We start from the raw sequence: 22,360 nt of genomic DNA, 5'->3' as shown, positions 1-22,360 counted from the left end.
ATTTATGATTTTTAAGTTAAAACCTGCTGTCTTTTTAATATTACTTTTTATGTCTTGTCAAAGCGGAAAACTTACTGTTGTTGGTTCCATTGATAGCGATTTAAAAGAAGCGTCTGCTGCAGAAATAGTTAACCACACAAATATTGTTTGGACTCTTGAAGATGCTGGTAACAAAAACAATGTGTATGGTATGGACTACAAAGGAAATATTGTTAGAGATATAGATGTAAGCAACGTTAAAAATGAAGACTGGGAAGATCTTACTAGTGATGACGACGGAAATCTATATATCGGTGATTTTGGAAACAACAACAAAAAAAGAGATCATTTTTTTATTTATAAAATTGAAGATATAAATTCGGTAAAAGATAAAGCAACAGCAGATACTATTCATTTTACCTTACCAAAAAATGTAAAATCTGAAGATTTTGAGTCTTTCTTTTTGTTAAATAACAACTTTTACATTTTTACTAAAGAAACCAAAAATTTTAAAGTTTTAAAAGTTCCGAATACGCTAGGCACACATGTAGCAAAACTTGTAACAGAATATAATTTAGAAGGAAAACACAATAAAATAACGTCTGCAGATATTAGTGATGACGGAAAAACTGTTGTATTACTTAATCATGATAAATTATGGAAATTAACAGACTTTGAAGACGACAACTTTTTTGAAGGAAAGGTTGAAGCTGTAGATTTTAAGCACGACTCTCAAAAAGAAGGTATTTGTTTTAAAGATAACAATACAGTAATTATAACAGATGAAGATTCTGGTAAAGAGGATAATAATATTTATGTATTAAAACTTTAAGAAAGCCGTTTCTAATTTTGATAAATCAGTTTCGTTTTTAATAACTTGCTTCGCATCTTTATACAAAGAATTAGCTTCTTCTTTTATAGCTTTAGAATACACCTCGTTTTTTGAATTAAGATATACGTATTCTAACATAGAAAATAATTTTAAAACAATAACTATATCGTGTTTAGAGTAAGTTCTAATAGGTGTTATAACAGAGTATAAAAGCGACTTAAAACTTACCGAATTAATCTTTATACAACTCACATCTTCTTGTGATAAAATAATTTTATCCTTTTTACAAAGTCTAATATTAAATAATTGTGTTAAGTAATCTATACATATTAGCGCTGTTCCTGGATCGTTAATTCCTGGCGACATAGATTTTACAGCTATTTCTGTCATTTGTTTAAAAGCTAAAACGTAATTTTCTTCAATACGCTGGCTACTAGAAAAGTTAAACAAAGAATATATTTTTTTTAATTCTTCTTCATTTAGCTTTTTATTGCATTTAAAAAGAATCTCATCTTCTAAAACAAAATTACCTTTAATAGGTAATACTTCAAATTTACAATTATGCGCTTTTGCAAAATCTAACAAAACACCCAAGACAATATCTTGCAAATAGCCTGAAGTTTTAGTATTGTAACAATTCCATTGTTTTGAATCTGGGAAATTAAGATTATTCGTTTTCTCAGAATCGATAAGTTTTTCTAGTCTACTTTTAGCTTTTTTATATATGTTTAAAATAATATTATTCACTTGAATTTCTTCAGAAATTGAATGAATAAAATATATAAAAGCACCTAAACAAACAGTCATAAATCCAATTGCTAATAACACCGAAAATCCTGGAAGCTGAAATTTGTCTTGGTTAGGTTCTATTTGTACCAAAGTAAAAATACAGTACAGCAAAGTAGCATTATAAATACCTAATATTTTTTGATGTCGCTTATTAGAAATTAAACCTGGTAATACTCTTGGAGAAAAATTACTTGAAGCCTGATTAAGTAACACCATTACCATGGAAAAGCTAAATACCATTATAGATATTAACCCAGCAATAAATGTTGTTAAAATATTTAGCGCAGTGTCTGTACTATTAATAATTAGTTGCGGAATATTTTTGTATAAATACTCTGATACCCCTAAATTTTCTGCACCATAAGTTAAAAATGAAATAGCGAGACCAATAACACTATAAAATGTTGGATAAAAGGCTATTTTACCTTCTAGTTTATAGATATATTTTATTAAGCTAGCTAAGTAGTTTTTCATTTAAATTGATTAAAAACTTAAACCAAACCCAAAGGAAAATCTCCAACCTTCCACACTATTAAAGAAGTTAAAAGTACCTGCTATTGTCTCGGCAGCAGCAATTGTAAATCCGCCTCCAAAGTCATTATGCCACTTATCGGATTCGTCATTTTTAAGCCATACACGACCAACGTCTCCTCCAGCAAAAAGTCCAATTTGCAATGGTAACGTTTTTGTTTTAAAAGAACCTAATCTATAATGTACATCTGCGCTTCCAGCTAGACTATGCTGTCCCGTAAAACGTTGTAATCTAAATCCTCTTAATCCTGTTTGCCCACCAAGATTAGCTGCTTGATAAAACACTAAATCATCTCCAAAACGTATTTGTGTTCTTACATCTGTTTTTAGTACTAGTTTTCTATTTGTTGTTAAGGCATTATAGAAACCTAAATTACTATCTATAAAACCGTAGGTATATTTACTATTATCAATTTCGGTTTTTGCTCCTGCAGAGATATTAAACGTCATACCTCTTGTTGGGGTAATTTTACTATCAAAACTTTCATATTTAAAATCACCTTGTGCACCAGCAAAATATCTTCTTCCATAAAATTCATCTGAAGCGTTTTGTGGTTGTAAAACTTCAATGTATCTATCTGGTGTTTCTTCTACTTCTATAGCTTCTGCAAGTATACTTACCCCATAGTCACTACCAAAATTACCTCGTTTTGATAAACCAAAACTTGCCGCATAAGTACTTGTTTTTACACGGTTGTAATCTAAACCTAAATCATCATCAAGGTTTACTGTTTCATTTCCATATCCAAAAAAGTTGTTAGTAAAATTCTCACTAGTTACTTTACCTGTAATGTGCAAATTCCATTCGTTAGTAAAGTTTGCAAAATCTCCTCTATAATCTAAACTAAAACCACTTGTTGCAAAGTAATATCCTGCTTTAAATTTATGTCTTTGCGTATAAGGATTTCTGCTAAAACCCTTAACTGTGTACGTATCTTGAAGACCTAATAAAATACCATCATCCGGATTATAACCTATACTTGGCGCTAATATATTTGACTTTACAATATTACGTTGAAAGTCGAAAAGGTTATTATTGTAGATATCTGTTAAGCTTATTTTTGCGCCTTTATTTTCAACAATTTCATTTGGCTTAGTTTTGTGATCGTAGACATGAACGCGTCTACCATTTTTTATAATGTACTTATCGTTATTTTGTCCACCAATAATACGTGTAAAAATTAGATTATTGGCTTTTCCTTTTACTTCAATGATATCATCATCATCAAGTGCATAAATCCATAGCTCTTTTGTTATCGATTTATCAAAAACTCTATCTACAATAACGTCTGCTTTTTCTCCGTCTTTATTTCTCCAAATGGTGACTTTTGTTTTATTATCTGCAATACGGTTAATTTCTATAAAATCGTCTTTATCGGTTCCTGTTAAGATGACCAATTCATTTAAATATTTATAGTAACGTTCTGCTATATCTTTAAGGTTATCTCTTCTACCTTTTAAAAATTTTTTAATTTCAGCTAAAGATTCGTTTTTTGATGCTTCTGGTAATTTTGAAAAGGCTTTTTCTATAACTTGATCTGTTACATTTTCTTGAATAAATTTAGCTTGTTTTAACCAAACCTCTTTATCTGATTTTTGTATTAAAACCTTATCTAATTTAACGCCAGCGCTGTTCATCCATTTTACATCTTTTAACTTATCGTCGTAAACTTGTAGTTGCTTAGATGCGCCAGACAGAAAACGCGTTACATCAAGTATTGCTCCGTCAAAATTAGAAAACACTTGATCTCTATCTCTTGGTATTGGTTTAAATAGCTTGTCTCCATTAGGTTGATCAAATTGCGCCCATCTCCATTGATCTTGATGTCTATCCCAATCACCAATTAACATATCAAACAACCTTGCTCTTACATAAGAGTTTTCGTCAATTTTATATTTTTCGTCATCTCTTATTTTCTCTATAATATCATGTGTACTTTCTATATCATCTGCATATCCAAAATTACGTTCGTTTGTGTAATTTTCTTCTGGACGTTCTTCAATCATATATAATTCGCCTCCATAATTTTTATTATAATCTCCGAGATATTTATGTTTTGGTATATAATATAATTTTGGATTTGTATGATATACATCTGCTGCATCTGCCAAGTCTGGCACTGCTAAAAATGCATACGGATGAGCTGCTGTGTAGAAATCTAAAATTAAATTTTCTACAGTTGTTTTATCAAAGTCATCTTCTAGATAATTATCTTTAAATAAAACTGTTTGCAAGTATTGCGTTGCGCTTTTACGCAATGCACGCATATTTAATTCTCTTCCATCTTTGGTTTTTAATCTTATAGATCTTGTTTGATGTCCGCCACCTTCTCTAACTATTTCTAAACCTCCATAAAGTGTATCTAATGTTGCAACTGGCACATCTATTTTTGTACTATATAAATCACGATAACGCTCTCCAAAAAAGGCTTCATAAACACCAGATTTATCAGTTTCTTCTTTAGTATAAACTGATGCTTTTATAGTTTGAGGAAAATTATCTGGTAAAGTCGAAATATCAAATTCTTGTTCGCGTTGTTCAAAAACTTGATGCGTAAATAATAATTTAGGATTTTCATTTTCTTCGCCGTAATAGCTAACCCAAGCTTCTCCGTCTTTATAAACCGTTAATGTTGCAAAACCTTGCTTACCGTAAGCAAATAAACCATTTCTACTTAATGCTGCACCAGATTCTTTTGCTCCAGAACCAGAAACAATTTGTTTAATACCATCGTTTTCTATGTATTGCAAGGTATGTTCATGTCCTGATGCAAAAACAATATTATCATACTCTAAAGCTAAGGTTTCTACACGACTCATTAACTCATTATATCTTTCGTTATAACGATCTTGTATAGATACACCACCTTGCGTTCTTACTTGTACTAAAAACGACGCTAGGATAGGAACAGGTATTTTACTTTGCGTTGGGTATAAGTGCTTTGATTTTTCGTAAAATCCACCATGAGTACCGTTGGTATACATTGGATGGTGCATTGCAACAATGACACGTTTATTTTGAGCTTTTTTAAATTCGCCTTCTAATTCTAAAAAGAAACGTTTTCTTGTTTTTATTTCACACTTGTCATTTATCGTAGGATTATCATTCCAATTCTCCAAATACCATTGTGTATCTATAATGATAAGCTTTGTGTTTTCACCAACATCATAATCTTCTAACGGACAACCATTTTCTGGCTGAAAGGTGTTTTTACCTAAAGCGTCTTCTATAAATTTTTCTTGTCTTTTTACTCCTTTTACTCCATCTGCATACCAATCATGATTACCAGGAATAAAAACCACATCTCCTTCAAAACCATCTAAACTATTAACTTGTGCTTGTAGGTTGTTTTTAGCTTCAGAATAGTCTTCATCCTCCTCATCAGGTAAACCTGCAGGATATATATTATCTCCTAAAAATATTGCATAAGTATTTTTAGTATTTTTATTTTTAATAAAACTTTTAAAAGCTTTTAATCCTTTAGAATAGCCATTAATTGGCGACTTACCTGCATCTCCTATAAGATAAAAAGTCTTATCTATTGGTTTGTCTGGAAGTTGTTGAATTTTATTATCTTCTTCTTTATATTGTGCTTTGTAAGAAGCACAACTAGCTATTAAAAATGTAATAAAAAACGTTAGAATTATGTTATTTTTTGACATAAATAGTATTTACGGTTAATTTTTGGTTATTTTAGGTTAGTTTAAAAAAATTATAAATGACTAAGCTTGTTGAAAAAACAGAATCCTTTGTATTTGAACTTTTTAAAAATGAACTACCGGATACGATAGTTTATCACAATCATACACATACAAAGCGTGTTTTTAAAAGTACAAAAGAAATAATTGAAAATTCTGAAATTAATGTTAATGATGCTGAAATTTTGATGCTAGCAGCATTATTACATGACACTGGTTACACCAAAACTAGGGATGATCATGAGGATGAAAGCGCCAAAATTGCAGAAGATTTCCTAAAAAAAGAAGGTGCTGATCAAAAGATAATTGATAGCGTAAAAGACTGCATAATGGCTACAAAAGTAGCTAACGAACCTAAAACTGAGCTTGATAAAATTTTACGTGATGCTGATGCGTCTCATTTTGGAAAAAAATACTTTAACGAAGCAAGTGAATTTTTAAGAAAAGAGCTTGAAATTAATGGTATCGCTACATTTACTCCTAGCGAATGGCTAGATGAAAACATAAAAATGCTATCAAAAAAGCATCGATTTTATACAGATTATGCTTTAAAGAATTGGCAACCAAGAAAAGAGAAAAATCTTGCTAAGCTTATTAAAACTAAAAAGAAGCACAAAAGAAAAATTAAAAAGGAAAAAATTAAGGCAAAATATAAAGCACAATATAAAAACGAAAGCCCAGAACGAGGCATCCAAACATTTTATAGAGTTGCTTTAAGAAACCATATTAAATTAAGCGATATTGCAGATACAAAAGCTAATATTTTACTGTCTGTAAATGCCATTATCATATCGGTAGTATTAGCTAATTTAATTTCTAAATTAGATACTAATCCTTACCTGACTTGGCCTACAGTAATTTTTACTGTATTTAGCGTGATTTCTATGGTAATGTCGATAATAGCTACTCGTCCTAACGTTACTAGCGGAGAATTTACCAAAGAAGATGTCGCTAATAAAGAAGTAAACTTAACCTTTTTTGGTAACTTCCATAAAATGGATTTAAAAGAATACGAATGGGCTATAGAAGAGCTTTTAAAAGATAAAAACTACGTTTATAAATCCCTTACTAAAGACTTATATTTTTTAGGTAAAGTGTTAGAAAGAAAATATAGATTACTACGTATAACTTATACTGTATTTATGATAGGTATTATTACGTCTTTAATTGCTTTTGGAATTGCTGTAAAGAACAATCCTGGAACTAACATAGAAGACGTTTTAGACACAACTTCTATTATTAAAACAGATATGCTTAAAGATAAAAAATCTACTTTTTATCTTTAAGCATGTCTTTATAAGTAAAGTAAACATCTTCTGCTTTATCGTTATAAAGAATATCTACTCGTATTGCTTTTAAACCAGTAACACCTTGCAAATCATCTAACTCTAATATTTCTAAATTATTTGCTAAACGTTTTTTTGCTTGTAAAAACTTAACGTATTGTAAATATTCTTTTTCATCTTCTTTTTGAGAATACACAATTGTTAACTTCCCTTTTTGGGTAATTCTCTCGTCAGTACCTTTTATATAAGCTTTATCCACTCGTTTTTTTACTACCTCATATCGTGCATTATATGTTCCGTCTACATCAAAATGCTTTTCATCTGTTCTAAAACGAATAGATAACGGTTGGTTAAACACCAATATCATTGATGCTACGTCTAAAGCTTTTGGATATTGATGTTGATGGTTGTAGTATGTATTTTCCATCTCGCACATGACCTGCATTTGCCATAACCTTAGGTTATAAAGATAAATTTCGTTAAAAGAATTTTCCTTTGTAATTGACTCGCCAATGTACATGTTATGTTCTACACCATCAGTTTTAAAACGTTCAAAAAAGTGAGGATACATGCTTTGAGCTTCAATTTGCTTTCTATCAATGATAGACGCCATGTTTTTATTAATCAAGCTAATGGTATCATCAAAGTTTTTGCGATAAAAATAAATAACTTTTAAAGTATCGTCTATCTTATTAAAGTAGTCTTCTATATCTTCCTTTAATTGTTGTTGTTTATTTAGTTGAAATCTAAATATAGGCTCTATTTCTTTATTAAAAAACTGCGTTAATTTTTGCTCTGTATCTACTTTAAACTGTTGTTTTAAATGATCTTCAAATTGATCAATCTTAAACTTAATTTGCTGGTAAATTATTAAATCTTCTAGTGTTGAAGCTTTTTCAATTATATTTTTTACGAGTTTAAGTTGTAATTGAAGGTCTTTAAGTGTTGCTTCATTTCTTTCTTTTGATGATCCTTTTACATCAATTTGCCCAAATAATGGATAAACTTTATCAAAACTAATACGTTTAAAGTTTGGGTTACGTTTACCTTCTTCTTGTTCTTTTTTAAATAATCTTGCTGCTTCTTCAAATTTCCATCTTACACTTGGATGTATAGATGTACATTCTCTTTGTATGATGGCTTCTATTTCGTTTTCTTCTTCTTCTTTTGCGCGTTTAACAGCTGTAAGTATAAAAGGCATTACGTCTATTAACTTATTTGCGTTAATACTATTTAATTCTCCTTTTTGATTAGACACTAATTCTAAAATAGCTAACAGCTGTCCATCTTCTGCTATTGGAGCAAAAATAGCACTTTCTATACCTTGCTCGTGCAAAGCTTTAAGTTGTGGCTCTTTACCTTGTGTTAATTGATACAATTTTTCTACATCAGAGATTGTGTAATAATTTTTATCTTTTATTAACTTATCATAAGAAAACATACAAAGTGCATCTTTACAGTGTATTGTTTCTTGGTGGTTTAATAAAAAACTTTTTATATTACTTTGATAGGCTTGCGTAAGCGAATTATCTTCTTGTGTAAATACTGAAAAACCTACTTTTATATTATTAGAATTAAACAATCGTTGAAAAACATTTTCAAAATTTTCAATAAAAGTCTGTTTTTCTCTTTTATTTATTTGAATCAAAGTAGATTTTATATTTGATATAGACTGATCGTCTGTTACATCAAACATACTTGACACTACAAATCCTTTAAATTGATAACTATTTGGCGGAAATTTTTCTTTCCATAGATCTATATTATCAAAATTATCTAATAACTCTTCATAATCTGATTTAGTAAATTCTGGAGCATCTTTTGTAGGTAAAATCTCTATAAAATCTGCATTATAAAGGACTTTATAAGTTCTTAAAATTCCATTACCATCAGGTATGTCATAATAAATAGGACGTTTAAAATTTAATTTATAGCCATAGTACATGCTTATAATTATTGTACATCCAAAAATATACAAATCATCATCTGGCATGTTTTTTATTACCAAATCAAATTCTTCTCCAGCTTCTTTAACTATATTTTTAAAACGTTGCGAAGAGGATAAAACTATGTTTTGTAATGGTATTGTTGCAAACTTTATTTCGTTTAAAGTTAAGACTTCACTAAAAACATCTTGAAGTATAATTTTAACTTCTTTTTGATATTCAGAAAGTATAGAATAATCTGTAAAACCTTCTTTTAGAATCGGGTTTTGTTCTGCAATTTCTAATATAGATTTAGCTTTTTTAGCTATAATTTCATTTTCACTTTTAGACAAAGTATCATACTGGCTTAATAATTTATTAAAACCAATTTTTACAGAAAAAGGAAAAGTAATACTTGTGTCTATAGTTTTTAGCATATTATTTTATTTGTGCAAAATTAAAAAATATTGAGGTCTTTATTATAACTTCTTATATTTTTAAACTACAAAGGTATGTACAATAGTTATTGTATTAGCTATACTTCTTAATATAACTAATTTAGTTGACAATATATAATAACACCTATGAGTTACCTAAATAGTACAATCTTGCAAAAGACTACTTAATTAACTTATATTAAATTAATTAATAATTGATTGTCGTTAAAAAATAAAATAACTTACAACTATTACACTTTAGTTATTATAAAAACAATAGATGTTTAATTAGTATTATAGACAATTAATGAAGAAATAATTAAACTTTAACATCTAAAGCATCTCGTAAAGCATTACCAACAAGCATAAAAGCCATAACCAAAAACATAATACAAAGTCCTGGTAAAATTGCCAAGTAAGGCTTACCTAAAATAATGTAATTGTAATGGTCTTTTATCATTGCTCCCCAACTTGACATTGGCGGTTGTGCACCAATACCTAAAAAACTAAGACCTGATTCTATTAAAATTGCTGCTGCAAAATTAGCTGCACAAATTACTATTACTGGCGCTAAAATATTGGGTAAAATATGCTTGGTTATAATCCTAAAGTCATTAAACCCTAACGCTTTTGCTGCGGTAACATATTGCATTTCTTTAGCACTAATAATTTGACCTCTTACCACTCTTGCTACTTCTACCCACATGGTTAAGCCTACTGCTATAAATACTTGCCAAAACCCTTTACCTAAAGCTAAGGTTATAGCTATTACCAATAATAATGTAGGTATTGACCATGTCACATTAATAATCCACATAATTGCTGCGTCTATTTTACCACCATAGTAGCCAGCAATACTTCCCATAAAAACACCTATTACTAACGAAATAAATACAGCTACAAAACCTATAAAAAACGAAATACGTGCACCAACCAAAAGTCTACTTAATAAATCCCTTCCGTATTTATCTGTTCCTAAATAAAATGTTCTTTTTTTTATGAATTGTTTTGCGGAATTATTTGAAATAAAATTAGCATTTATGGTTTTTGTTTGACCTTTCAATCCATCTGAAACATACTCGGTATAAGTTAGCTGATTACCTTTTAATTTATAATTTGAAATAGGTATTACTGTGCTTGTGTTTTTCTTTCCAAAAAAAATAATATCAAACCAATTTTGATCATTATCTACTTCTGAAGGAATAGTTAGCATATCTACCGAAAAACCAGGTGATTTAGAGTGAATAGAGACATGCATTTGATTAGCGTTTTGCGAACTGTCTGGTGCAAAGACATATGCAAAAACCGAGATTATACCAACTAAGCCAATGTATATCAAACTAAAAACGCCCCAAAAGTTTTTTTTAAACTTTTGAAGCGCTAGTTGAGATAATGAGCTAGAGTTTTTACTCATTGATTATTAATCTTTTATTGTAGCTACTTTGTTAATACGGTAAGTACTATTTAAGTCGTCTAACACGTTTAAAGCTTCTTCTACATAAACATCTTTACTTAAATTTTCATGCCATCTTTCGCGTTTTTGCTTTAACACAGTGTCTTGTTCAAACATTTTTTGTTCGTATGGTAAAGAGTTAAACGTTAGATTAGTTTTGTAATCTGAAATAGCATCAAACTGCTTAGCTTGCTCTTCGTTAAGCTTTAACTCTTCTTTATATTTTTTGTAGTTTAATGAATATGTATTATCATCCATTTGCTTTTTAGCCCATTTTGCACTTTGTTCTATAAGTTTAAGCTGTTGGTTATTTGCCATACGTTGTTTACTTTTTGAAATAGTTGCATCATAATCAAAATAACTATCCCAAACATCATAATCTACTGGTGTAATTTTATCCCATGGTAAAGGGTTTTCTTGGTCACGTTCGCCAATATCAATAAAACTATATCTGTCTGGAACTGCTATATCGCTTTTTACGCCTTCTAATTGTGTTGATCCACCGTTAATACGGTAAAACTTTTGTCTTGTTAATTTTAAAGCACCTAAATCTCCGTGTGAACTGTTACGCACCATTCTGTTAAGGTCTAATACGTTTTGTACAGTACCTTTTCCGTAGGTTTGTTTACTACCAATTATAATAGCTCTTTTATAATCTTGCATTGCAGCTGCTAAAATTTCTGAAGCTGATGCAGATAACTCATTTACCATAATTACTAATGGTCCGTCCCAAGTTATACTTCTATCGGTATCTTTTAAAACTTCTTTTTGAGATCCTGTTTCTCTTACTTGAACAATTGGCCCATCTTCTATAAATAAACCAGCCATATCAACTACAGTTTTTAGAGATCCACCACCATTGTTTCTTAAGTCTAAAACTAAACCTTCGATACCTTGCTCTTTTAAACGCTCAATTTCAAGTTTTATATCTGAAGCAGCATTACGCTCTTTGTAATCATTAAAATCTACATAAAACTTTGGTAAGTTGATTACACCGTAAATTCTATCATCTTTTTTTACAATTGAAGACTTTGCGTAGGTTTCTTCTAACTCTACCAAATCTCTTGTCACTTTTATATCTTCGATGGTACCATCAACCTTTTTCATGGTTAAAACAACATCTGTTCCTTTTGGTCCTTTTATTAGTTTAATAGCATCATCAATACGCATTCCTACAATGCTTACTGCTTCTTTTTCGTCACCTTGACGTACTTTTAAAATCACATCGCCTACTTCAATCTGTCCGTCTCTCCAAGCTGGTCCGCCAGAGATTAACTCGACAATCTTAATGTAATCCATTTTCTTTTGTAGCCTTGCTCCAATTCCTTCAAGTTTACCTGACATCTGTTGATCAAAACGATCTTTATCTACTGGCGCCATGTAAGATGTATGTGGATCATACTCTTCTACTATTGTGTTTACATACATTGCAAACCAATCTTTTCGCTCCATATCTTCTATATAGTCTGTAAAGTAATTTTCAAGCGCTTTTAAGGTTTCGTTTCTAGCCTCTTCTTCAAGTTCGGTTAAAGACTTTGGTGCTTCTGTATTATCTTCTTTAGCTTCGTCATTTTCTTGTTGCTCAATTAAAGTTTCATAATTTGATAGTGTATTAAACTTTAATTGTTGTCTCCATCTTTCTTTAAGCTGTTTTTTATTTTTTGAATATTCTAAATTCTCATAATCTGCATTATATTCTTCATCCTTAGAAAAATCAAAAGGTTTTTCTAAAATCTCTTTATAATAAGCTTTTGCTTCTTCTTGACGCTTAATTAACCTTTCGTGTACTGCGTTGAAGAATGAAATATCATAAGCTTTTAATTGGTCATCAATTTCAGTTTCGTATTTTTTAAAATCATCAATATCTGACTTCAAAAAATAACGTTTTAAAGGATCTACTTGCTCTAAATAATCTTCAAATATTTCTTTTGAAAATGCATCATCTACAGTCTTTGGCTCAAAGTGAAGCTGATCTAATGCCAAAGTTATTATCTGAATTAATAATTTATCTTTATCTGGGTTATCGTCTACCTTAGTGGTAAAGCTACAAGATCCAAATGCAAGCACTAAAACTAGTAGCAAAATATTATAATTCCTTCTCATTTTCTTCTTATTTATTGGGAAATTTCTACTAAAGTAAAGAAAAAACTATGCCAATAAAATCTATTTGCACTAATTTTTTGTTAAACTGAATAAATTAGGCGGTTACAGAAGTTTTTATGTATTTTAGCAATAGGGAAAAACAAATCTAATTATGAGTAAAAAACCTTTAATTTTAGTGACTAATGATGATGGAATTACAGCTCCAGGTATTCTGGCTTTAATAGAAGTTATGGAAACTTTAGGCGATGTGGTTGTTGTCGCACCAGATAGTCCACAAAGTGGTATGGGACATGCTATTACTATTAACAACACATTACACTTAGATAAGGTCTCTAAAAAAGGTGAAAAAACACTAAAATACAGTTGTTCTGGCACACCTGCAGATTGTGTAAAAATAGCTGTAAACGAGGTATTAGACCGCAAGCCAGACTTATGTGTTTCTGGTATTAATCATGGTTCAAACAGTTCTATTAATGTTATTTATTCTGGCACGATGAGTGCAGCGATTGAAGCAGGTATAGAAGGTATACCAGCAATAGGATTTTCTAATTTAAATTATAACTGGGAAGCCAATTTTGAAGCCTCAAAAAAATACGTAAAACGCATCACAAAAAACGCTTTAAAGCATGGTATTGCTGAAGGTGTTATTTTGAATGTTAACATTCCTGATTTAGAAGGAAAAGACATAAAAGGCATTAAAGTATGTAGACAAGCTAGAGCCAATTGGAAAGAGAAGTTTGATAAACGAAAAACACCGCAAGGAAAAGATTATTATTGGCTTACAGGGAAATTTGTAAATTACGATAATGGAAGCGATACAGATGAATGGGCTTTAAAAGAAGGTTATGTATCTGTTGTCCCTGTACAATTTGATTTGACTGCGCACCATTACATGCAGCAACTTAACACTTGGCAATTAAACGATTAAGTTTTAATACATTTAATAAATGAAATACTATATTATTTCGGGTGAAGCTTCTGGAGATTTACATGGCTCTAACCTTATGAAATCTTTACAAAAAGTAGATGCAAATGCAGACTTTAGATTTTGGGGTGGAGATTTGATGGAAACAGTTGGAGGCACTTTAGTTAAGCACTACAAAGAATTAGCTTTTATGGGATTTGTAGAAGTAGTGATGAACTTACGCACCATTGCCAAAAACTTGTCGTTTTGTAAAAAAGATATAGAAAATTACAATCCAGACGCCATCATATTTATTGATTATCCTGGGTTTAACCTACGTATTGCCAAATGGGCAAAAGCAAAAGGTTTTAAAACACACTATTACATCTCACCTCAAATTTGGGCTTGGAAAGAAGGCAGAATTAAAGACATAAAACGAGATGTAGATCAAATGTATGTGATCCTTCCTTTTGAAAAAGATTTTTATGAAAAGAAACATAATTTTCCTGTTCATTTTGTAGGTCATCCATTAATTGATGCTATTTCTAACCGAACACAAATTGATGATTCAGAATTTAGAAAAACTCATAATTTAAGTGATAAACCTATCATTGCATTATTACCTGGTAGCCGTAAACAAGAAATTACAAAAATGCTTTCGGTTATGCTAAGTCTTGTTAATGATTATGAAGATTATCAGTTTGTAATTGCTGGCGCACCAGGACAAGATTACGACTTCTACAAGCAGTTTATAAAGCAAGACAACGTTAACTTTATAAATAACAAAACGTATGATTTACTAAGCTTATCTACAGCTGCGTTAGTAACTTCGGGTACTGCAACTTTAGAAACAGCACTTTTTAAAGTACCTCAAGTGGTTTGTTATAAAGGTAGTTGGATTTCTTACCAAATAGGGAAACGTGTTGTAAACCTTGATTTTATAAGCTTAGTCAATCTTATTTTAGAAAAAGAAGCTGTTACTGAACTTATTCAAAATGATTTTAATAAAAAACGTCTAAAAAAAGAATTAGATCTAATTTTAGATGAATACGAGCGTACTAAGTTTTTTATTGATTATTACGATTTAGAAAAAAAATTAGGAGGAAAAGGTGCCAGTTTAAAAACAGCAACTCTTATATTTGAGTCTCTAAATGATTAGCCTTTTAATGAAAAGATCTGCTTTAATTTTATTACTACTTACTATTTTTTCTTGTGGTGGCTCTAAAAACAGACACGTTATTGTCACAAAAAAAGAGGAAAAAAAAACTATTAAAACACCAGAAGTACAAAGCCCTTCTTCTACAGAAAATTTTGAAGAAGAAACAACTACAACAGACGTTATTGTAGAAGAAATTGACAATGCTTTAATTGAAAAAATCATTAAAAACGCAAGCACTTACGAAGGTGTTAAATATAAATACGGCGGTACTACAAAAAAAGGAATGGATTGTTCTGGCTTAATGTACACTGTTTTTTCTGAGGAAGATATTAGCTTACCTCGTACCACAAGTCAGCTATCTACTTACGGAGATTGGGTAGATTTAAAAGAAGTAAAAGAAGGCGATTTACTATTTTTTGCTACTAGAAGAAATAGCAGGCAAGTTAATCACGTTGGTTTGGTTACTTCTGCGCGTTTAGGTCGTGTAGAATTTATTCATGCTAGTACAAGTCGTGGTGTTATTAGATCTTTACTATCTGAAAAATACTGGTATTTTGCTTTTGTACAAGCGCGTCGTGTATTATAATTCTTTCTAAAACTTAAAATATTCCCTAAAACACAGAACGAATAATCAATTATTTGCTATATTAGAGAAGTGAAGCTTCTCAAATTCAGCATAGTAAGACTAACCATCGGGTTGATTTTTGGCATCCTTTTATCAGAATTTTTTCTGATAGAAATTAATTATGCATTAGTAATTCTCATCGCTAGTTTTATAATTACAACTGGAGTTTATTTCATTTTTAAAGATAAATACAACAATACAGTTTGGTTTGGTTTTTCAGCAATTTTAACTTGTATTATTTTAGGCATTTTTGTCTCTAAAATCAATAAAAGTCTTTTAGAAAAATCTCATTTTTTTCATTTTAAAGAAGAAAATCAAAAACCACAATTAATAAGTTTTCAAGTTAAGGAATTTTTAAAACCAAATGCTTTTAGCGACCGTTACTATATTGAAATTTTAAAAGTAGACCATCAAAATACCAACGGTAAAGCATTATTAAATATTGAAAAAGATTCTACTACAAATACATTGAAAGTTGATGATATTTATGTAACTAAAACCGAAATAAATGATATAAAACCTCCATTAAATCCAGATCAGTTTAGCTATAAAAACTATCTAAAAAACCAACAAGTTTTTTATCAATTATACAGTAAAGATTCAGAGCTTTTTCTTTTAAACAATAACACAAATACTCTACGTGGTCATGCCGCCAACTTTAGACAGCTTATCAATAAGAAGCTAAAAAACTACAATTTTACTAAAGACGAACTATCTATAATTAATGCTTTGATTTTAGGGCAACGTCAAGGTATTGACAAAGATCTTTACGATAGTTACACCAATGCAGGCGCAATACATATTCTTGCAGTTTCCGGTTTACATGTTGGTATTATTTTACTCATTTTAAGTTTTGTTTTAAAACCTTTAGAACGTATCAAACACGGTTATTTTATAAAAACAATTGTTATTTTATTATTGCTTTGGAGCTATGCAATAATCGCAGGTAATTCTGCTTCAATTGTACGAGCCACAACTATGTTTAGCATTGTTGCTATTGGTTTAAATTTAAAACGAACATCAAATATTTACAACACACTAGCGACTTCAATTTTTGTCCTTTTATTAATTAAGCCTAGCTTCATTTTTGATGTAGGTTTTCAGTTAAGTTATGCGGCTGTATTTGCAATAGTAAGCATTCAACCTATTATAGAACCATTACTAAAACCAAAAAACAAATTACTTAACTTACTTTGGAAAACACTTACAGTTACTGTATCTGCTCAATTTGGAATCATACCAATAAGCCTGTATTATTTTCATCAATTTCCAAGCTTGTTTTGGTTATCTAACTTGGTGGTTATTCCAGTTTTAGGGATTATTTTAGGTTTAGGTCTATTAGTTATTACCCTAGCTTTGATTCATTTGTTACCTGAGTTTATAGCCGATATTTTTTCTTTTGTTATAAGAATGATGAACACTTTTTTTGAATGGATTGCACGACAAGAAAGCTTTTTATTTCAAGACATTTCTTTCAATGTTTTTCAGGTGATTATAAGTTACTTACTAATTTTCGCAGTCTATCAATTTTATTTAAACCGAAAAGCGAAATGGATATTCTACTCTTTAGCATTAATTATTGGTTTTCAAGCAAATTTCATCTTTAATACAAGTCAAAATAAAGGTGAAAAATTATATATTTTTCACAAAAGTAAATACACAATCATTGGTGAAAAAGTTGATAAAAAGCTTCAATTGTATTCTAATCTTGAAAGTGTTGAAACAAATACAATCCCAAGAACTTTTGCTGTTAAAAATAATTTAAACATTGAAAGACCAAAACCTATACAGCCCATTTTCAATATAAAAAACCAAACACTTTTAGTTATTGATAGTTTAGGTGTATATCCAGTAATAAATTTAAAAATTGATTATGTATTACTTACGCAATCTCCAAAAGTGAATTTAGAGCGTTTAATAGACAGTCTACAACCTAAAGCTATTATTGCAGATGGAAGCAACTACAAATCTTATATTTTACGTTGGAAAACTACTTGCTTAAAACTAAAAATCCCGTTTTACCAAACAGGAAAAACGGGAGCTTTTATAATTGATTAAATACTTTTATTTTTTGAACTGGAATTTAAAATTCTCATAATATGCGTTGAAATCTTCTTGAGTTTTCATTTCCTTATGATCGTTCTGTGCAAACATTTTCAAGTATAATTCTAAGCCTTGAGCATCTTTATATCCTACAATTGGAGCTAACACATTAGATTGTTCATCTAAAAACACTAATGTAGGAAATGCTCTTATGCCAAAAACACGAGATAACTGATGATTAGCGTTTCTTGTTTTTGCTTTTGCAGGGTCATAACCAGGATTAGAATATGTTTTCCCTTTATAAGTTACCTCTTCATCTCCTTGAGCATTAAATTTGACTGCGTAATAATTTTTGTTAATATACTTTACAACGTCTTCATTTTTAAATGTGTTACGATCAAGCATTTTGCATGGTCCACACCAAACTGTATAGGCGTCTATAAATATTTTTTTAGGAGAAGTTTTTTGTGCCTCTAAAGCCTCTTCTAAAGACATCCAATTAATTTCTTGTGCGGTAATATTTAATGCAAAAAGCATTGTAAAGGCTATAAAAAATGTTTTCATATATATTGTTTTTAATTGTAGTCGCAAAATATATTCCAAATTTACAAAAAATAAAAAACGCCTCTACATCGAGGCGTTTTTATGTTATATGTTGACGGTTATTTTACACCGTGCATTTTCTTTATTAATGTTTTATTTAATATAAACATTACAACACCTGCTGTAATAGGGATTGCTGTAAAGATTAAAAAGAAATTAGACATCCCATATTCTTCAACTATTGGATCAAGGTAACTTGCTGTCCAACCAGCAGTTAAGTTAGCTATAAAATTAGCTACAAACCAAATTCCGAACATCATACCTACTAACTTTAACGGAGCTAATTTACTTACATAAGACAAACCTACAGGAGATACACATAATTCTCCTAAAGTATGTAATAAGTATGCCAAAATTAAGAATATCATACTTACTGATGCTGTTTTGGCTCCTAAAGGAATACCCATAGAACCATATGCCAAAATACCGAAACCTAATCCTAATAAAATTAATCCAATTGCAAATTTTACTGGACCAGATGGGTTGTATTTACTCTCCCAAATTTTAGAAAATAATGGAGCAAACGCAATAATAAAGAATGAATTTAAAATTCCGTACCAAGAGGCTGGAACTTCTGGTGCTGGATCATTAAACTGCTTATTAAGCATATAAATAACAATAACCCAAATAATCACGAAACTTGTCGCTAATAAAATATTAGATAATGAATACTTTCCAAAAGTTTGCTTAAATAGCATCGTTAGAACATAGGTAATAATTAACATTGGAACAACAGTTAAAATAGTGTTTACAATTTTAAAAGTCATTGCGCCAGTACCTTCAAGAGTTCTATCTGTATAGTCACTTGCAAAAATGGTCATAGAACTACCTGCTTGCTCAAAAGCCCACCAGAAGAAAATTGTAAAAAATGCAAAAACACCAATTACTACTAACCTATCTTTAGTAACTTTTGATTTTTTTGCTTCATCAACTACATCTTCAATATCTTCACCAATTTCTTCAATAGAGTCTTCTACTGCATCGTCAAACTCTTGAGTTCCTTTTGGTGATAAACCAATACGTCCGAATATTTTTTGTGCATAATAAAACTGAAGCATTCCAAAAAACATAAATATCCCAGCTAATCCAAAACCATAATGCCATCCCCAATCTGGAGATTCTCCTATGTAACCGCAAAGCAATATCCCTAAGAAAGCACCAGCATTTATACCCATGTAGAATATAGTATAACCAGCATCTTTCTCTTTTCCTTGAGACTTATATAATTGTCCAACAATAGAAGAAATATTAGGTTTAAACATACCGTTTCCTATTATTAATAAAAATAAACCTAAGTAGAAAAATGTACTAGTAAAACCTTCTAGCGCCATAGAAGCATGACCTAACGTCATTAATAAGGCTCCAATAACGATTGCATTTCTGTAACCTGTAAACTTATCTGCAATATAACCTCCTATTATTGGAGTGATATAAACTAAACCAGTATACCATCCATAAAGTAATGTGGCATCAGCTCTTTCCCAGCCCCAACCTCCACCAGAGATTGCTGAAATTAGGAAAAGTACTAAAAGCGCACGCATTCCGTAGTAAGAAAAACGTTCCCACATTTCAGTAAAAAACAAGACAAATAGCCCTGAAGGATGACCTAAAACAGTCTTTTGATTGGTTTCTGAACCTCCAAATTTAAATTCCATAATGTATAATTTAGTTAGTTTTTATTTAAAGTTTATCGCCTAATGTACGATTTATAAAGTTTGTCATTTTAGTATATAACTGTAATCTTGTATTACCGCCATAAATACCATGATTTTTATCAGGGTAAATCATTAACTCAAACTGTTTGTTTGCTTGTACTAACGCTTCTACCATACGCATTGTATTTTGTATATGTACGTTATCGTCTCCTGATCCGTGAATTAATAAAAAGTCGCCTTTTAATTTTTCTACATGGTTAATTGGTGAGTTTTCGTCATAACCACTTGGGTTTTCTTGTGGTGTTGTCATGTAACGTTCTGTATAAATAGAGTCGTAATAACGCCAGCTAGTTACTGGTGCTACTGCTATTGCCATTTTAAAGACATCATTACCTTTAAATAAGGCGTTACTTGACATAAAACCACCATAAGACCAGCCCCAAATTCCTATTCTTGACGCATCAATATAATTTCTTTGACCTAATAATTTTGCAGCGTCTATTTGGTCTTCAACTTCGTATTTTCCTAATTCCTTTTGAGTTACTTTTTTAAAATCTGCTCCTTTTAATCCTGTTCCTCTTCCGTCAACACATGCAACAATATAACCTTGCTGAGCTAATAGTTGATACCAATAATCGTTAGCACTGTTCCAACGGTTAGCTACTTGTTGAGATCCTGGTCCTGAATATTGAAACATGAACAATGGATATTGTTTTGAAGCATCAAAATTTGCAGGTTTAATCATCCACATGTTAAGGTCGTTTCCATTTACATTTATTGTAGAAAATTCTTTTTCTGATAATTGATAATCTGCTAATTGATTTTTTAAATCGCTATTATCTTTTATAGCTTTTAAAACCTTACCAGATTTTGCATCATTTAAAGTATATAAATATGGCGTTGATGCATTTGAAAAGGTATTGATAAAATAAGTGAAATCTGCACTAAAATCTGCATTGTTTGTTCCCGTTTTATCTGTTAATCTTTGCTTTTTAGTTCCGTTTAATTTTATAGCATAAACATCTCTGTTAACACTTCCGTTTTCTACAGATTGGTAAAAAATTCTACCAGTTTTATTATCATAACCGTAGTAACTGGTTACTTCCCAATTTCCTTTGGTAACTTGGTTGATTAACTTTCCGTTTTTATCATAGTGATAAATGTGGTTATATCCATCTTTTTCGCTTGTCCAAATAAAGCTATCATCTTCTAAAAATGTCAAATCGAATGTCACATCTATGTATGCTTTATCCGTTTCAGCTAAAACAATTTCAGCTTGATTTTTCTTTGCATTGATAAACCAAAGATCTAATTCGTTTTGGTGACGATTCATGTATTGCGCACTTAAAACATCTGGATTGTTGGTCCATTTAATACGTGGAATATAAAAATCGTTATAAGCTTTATCTACTTTAACTTCTTCTGCTTTATTTATTTTTAAATCATAAATATGAAGCGACACTTCTGCGTTTTTCTCTCCTGCTTTAGGGTATTTAAACACCGATTGTGTTGGGTATAAATCTTGACCATAAACATCCATCGAAAATTCTGGAACATCAGTTTCATCAAATCTAATAAATGCTATTTTGTTGCTATCTGCATTCCAATCGAAAGCGCGAACAAAACTAAATTCTTCTTCATAAACCCAATCGGTAATTCCGTTGATGATTTTATTTTTTTCGCCATCTGTAGTAAACTGAGTAATTTTACCCGAGATTAAATCTTTTACATACAAGTTGTTGTTTAAACCAAAAGCTATTTTTGTCCCATCTGGCGAAAAAGTTGGTTCTTGTATTTTGTCTTCGGTTACTAAAGTTGTTTTTCCTGTTTCTGTATCAAAAACAAAATATTTACCTAAAGTAGATCGTCTAAAAATAGACTCTTCTTCTGTAGCTAAAAGCACTTTGCTTTCATCTTCACTAAACGTATAATCTGTAAAGTAAGGTATAGCATCTATATCTGCAGAACTTACTAAAGTTTTAGTCTTCTCTAACGTTTTATAATCGTAAATATCTATAGTTGTTGCACGATTGGCTCTATCAAAATTTAAAACGGAATATTGTTGACCGTTTTTCATAGAGTGTAACGCTTGTAAACCTTCTGTTCTAAAGGTACCGTTCCAAATCTCTTCTAATGTAATTTGCTTGTTTTGAGCGGTTAAAGCAGATGTTGCTAAAACTAAAAAAAGGGAAAGAATTTTGAATATTTTCATCTAAAATTAAATATTTAATAAAAGGATGTCAAGTTTACTAAAAATTAGCCAAAAAACCGTAAATATTAACAGTAAATTCAACTTAAAACATCATTACAAATATCATTTAAATCAAATTTTACACC

At 30.3% G+C, this 22,360-nt stretch carries 14 protein-coding genes; 6 read left to right on the top strand and 8 right to left on the bottom strand.

Annotation, left to right across the window (positions count from 1 at the left end):
* Positions 1-4 precede the first annotated feature (4 nt).
* A complete protein-coding gene (locus ACEQT4_RS06210; RefSeq protein ID WP_370226577.1) occupies positions 5-811 on the top strand; it encodes a hypothetical protein in 807 nt (268 codons plus the stop codon).
* On the opposite strand, the gene ACEQT4_RS06205 is transcribed toward ACEQT4_RS06210, so the two are convergent.
* Both ACEQT4_RS06205 and ACEQT4_RS06200 read right to left on the bottom strand, forming a co-directional pair.
* The gene (locus tag ACEQT4_RS06205) at positions 800-2,074 is read right to left on the bottom strand and encodes a DUF2254 domain-containing protein (protein ID WP_370226576.1); all 1,275 of its coding nucleotides are present in this window, start codon (positions 2,072-2,074) and stop codon (positions 800-802) included. The two genes, ACEQT4_RS06210 and ACEQT4_RS06205, sit on opposite strands and share 12 nt — an antisense overlap.
* A gap of 9 nt (positions 2,075-2,083) precedes the next feature.
* Positions 2,084-5,794, bottom strand: a complete 3,711-nt coding sequence (locus tag ACEQT4_RS06200; RefSeq protein WP_370226575.1) for a metallophosphoesterase — start codon at positions 5,792-5,794, stop codon at positions 2,084-2,086.
* A gap of 56 nt (positions 5,795-5,850) precedes the next feature.
* On the opposite strand from ACEQT4_RS06200, the gene ACEQT4_RS06195 reads away from it, so the two are divergent.
* Positions 5,851-7,116: a Pycsar system effector family protein gene (locus tag ACEQT4_RS06195; RefSeq protein ID WP_370226574.1), complete on the top strand. Its 1,266-nt coding sequence runs from the start codon at positions 5,851-5,853 to the stop codon at positions 7,114-7,116.
* Here the strand turns inward: ACEQT4_RS06195 and ACEQT4_RS06190 are convergent.
* The 3 genes from ACEQT4_RS06190 to ACEQT4_RS06180 all read right to left on the bottom strand — a co-directional run bounded on the left by ACEQT4_RS06190 (position 7,100) and on the right by ACEQT4_RS06180 (position 13,034).
* Positions 7,100-9,478 (bottom strand): GAF domain-containing protein, encoded by a 2,379-nt coding sequence (locus tag ACEQT4_RS06190; protein ID WP_370226572.1) that lies wholly within the window; start codon positions 9,476-9,478, stop codon positions 7,100-7,102. The two genes, ACEQT4_RS06195 and ACEQT4_RS06190, sit on opposite strands and share 17 nt — an antisense overlap.
* 319 nt (positions 9,479-9,797) lie before the next feature.
* Positions 9,798-10,892, bottom strand: a complete 1,095-nt coding sequence (locus ACEQT4_RS06185; RefSeq protein WP_370226571.1) for an ABC transporter permease — start codon at positions 10,890-10,892, stop codon at positions 9,798-9,800.
* A gap of 6 nt (positions 10,893-10,898) precedes the next feature.
* Positions 10,899-13,034, bottom strand: a complete 2,136-nt coding sequence (locus tag ACEQT4_RS06180; RefSeq protein WP_370226569.1) for a carboxy terminal-processing peptidase — start codon at positions 13,032-13,034, stop codon at positions 10,899-10,901.
* A gap of 151 nt (positions 13,035-13,185) precedes the next feature.
* Here ACEQT4_RS06180 and surE point away from each other — a divergent pair, with 151 nt between their 5' ends.
* From surE to ACEQT4_RS06160, 4 genes are all read left to right on the top strand, one after another.
* On the top strand, positions 13,186-13,962 hold the full coding sequence (surE, locus tag ACEQT4_RS06175) for a 5'/3'-nucleotidase SurE (RefSeq protein ID WP_370226568.1): 777 nt from the start codon (positions 13,186-13,188) through the stop codon (positions 13,960-13,962).
* A 19-nt stretch (positions 13,963-13,981) separates the two neighbouring features.
* The gene (gene lpxB, locus ACEQT4_RS06170; protein WP_370226567.1) at positions 13,982-15,097 is read left to right on the top strand and encodes a lipid-A-disaccharide synthase; all 1,116 of its coding nucleotides are present in this window, start codon (positions 13,982-13,984) and stop codon (positions 15,095-15,097) included.
* A gap of 7 nt (positions 15,098-15,104) precedes the next feature.
* Positions 15,105-15,683, top strand: a complete 579-nt coding sequence (locus ACEQT4_RS06165; protein WP_370226565.1) for a C40 family peptidase — start codon at positions 15,105-15,107, stop codon at positions 15,681-15,683.
* A 69-nt stretch (positions 15,684-15,752) separates the two neighbouring features.
* The gene (locus tag ACEQT4_RS06160; protein ID WP_370226564.1) at positions 15,753-17,780 is read left to right on the top strand and encodes a ComEC/Rec2 family competence protein; all 2,028 of its coding nucleotides are present in this window, start codon (positions 15,753-15,755) and stop codon (positions 17,778-17,780) included.
* Between the two features lie 6 nt (positions 17,781-17,786).
* On the opposite strand, the gene ACEQT4_RS06155 is transcribed toward ACEQT4_RS06160, so the two are convergent.
* From ACEQT4_RS06155 to ACEQT4_RS06145, 3 genes are all read right to left on the bottom strand, one after another.
* Positions 17,787-18,329 carry a thioredoxin fold domain-containing protein gene (locus ACEQT4_RS06155; RefSeq protein WP_304145185.1) on the bottom strand — a complete coding sequence of 181 codons (543 nt, stop codon included), beginning with the start codon at positions 18,327-18,329 and terminating at the stop codon, positions 17,787-17,789.
* A 98-nt stretch (positions 18,330-18,427) separates the two neighbouring features.
* Positions 18,428-20,023, bottom strand: a complete 1,596-nt coding sequence (locus ACEQT4_RS06150; protein ID WP_336129526.1) for a peptide MFS transporter — start codon at positions 20,021-20,023, stop codon at positions 18,428-18,430.
* 25 nt (positions 20,024-20,048) lie between these two features.
* The gene (locus tag ACEQT4_RS06145; RefSeq protein WP_370226563.1) at positions 20,049-22,235 is read right to left on the bottom strand and encodes a S9 family peptidase; all 2,187 of its coding nucleotides are present in this window, start codon (positions 22,233-22,235) and stop codon (positions 20,049-20,051) included.
* Positions 22,236-22,360 lie beyond the last annotated feature (125 nt).

The sequence above is a fragment of the Mesoflavibacter sp. genome (genome assembly GCF_964226795.1).
Taxonomy (GTDB): Bacteria; Bacteroidota; Bacteroidia; order Flavobacteriales; family Flavobacteriaceae; genus Mesoflavibacter; species Mesoflavibacter zeaxanthinifaciens.
This window is presented reverse-complemented; position numbering and strand designations above follow the sequence as displayed.

Bases quoted from the DNA above. Each gene is read 5' to 3' on its own strand.
- ACEQT4_RS06205 (WP_370226576.1), bottom strand. From the start codon at position 2,074: ATGAAAAACTACTTAGCTAGCTTAATAAAATATATCTATAAACTAGAA.
- ACEQT4_RS06195 (WP_370226574.1), top strand. From the start codon at position 5,851: ATGACTAAGCTTGTTGAAAAAACAGAATCCTTTGTATTTGAACTTTTT.
- ACEQT4_RS06155 (WP_304145185.1), bottom strand. From the start codon at position 18,329: ATGAAAACATTTTTTATAGCCTTTACAATGCTTTTTGCATTAAATATT.
- ACEQT4_RS06150 (WP_336129526.1), bottom strand. From the start codon at position 20,023: ATGGAATTTAAATTTGGAGGTTCAGAAACCAATCAAAAGACTGTTTTA.
- ACEQT4_RS06200 (WP_370226575.1), bottom strand. From the start codon at position 5,794: ATGTCAAAAAATAACATAATTCTAACGTTTTTTATTACATTTTTAATA.
- ACEQT4_RS06180 (WP_370226569.1), bottom strand. From the start codon at position 13,034: ATGAGAAGGAATTATAATATTTTGCTACTAGTTTTAGTGCTTGCATTT.
- ACEQT4_RS06190 (WP_370226572.1), bottom strand. From the start codon at position 9,478: ATGCTAAAAACTATAGACACAAGTATTACTTTTCCTTTTTCTGTAAAA.
- ACEQT4_RS06210 (WP_370226577.1), top strand. From the start codon at position 5: ATGATTTTTAAGTTAAAACCTGCTGTCTTTTTAATATTACTTTTTATG.
- lpxB (WP_370226567.1), top strand. From the start codon at position 13,982: ATGAAATACTATATTATTTCGGGTGAAGCTTCTGGAGATTTACATGGC.
- ACEQT4_RS06145 (WP_370226563.1), bottom strand. From the start codon at position 22,235: ATGAAAATATTCAAAATTCTTTCCCTTTTTTTAGTTTTAGCAACATCT.
- surE (WP_370226568.1), top strand. From the start codon at position 13,186: ATGAGTAAAAAACCTTTAATTTTAGTGACTAATGATGATGGAATTACA.
- ACEQT4_RS06185 (WP_370226571.1), bottom strand. From the start codon at position 10,892: ATGAGTAAAAACTCTAGCTCATTATCTCAACTAGCGCTTCAAAAGTTT.
- ACEQT4_RS06165 (WP_370226565.1), top strand. From the start codon at position 15,105: ATGAAAAGATCTGCTTTAATTTTATTACTACTTACTATTTTTTCTTGT.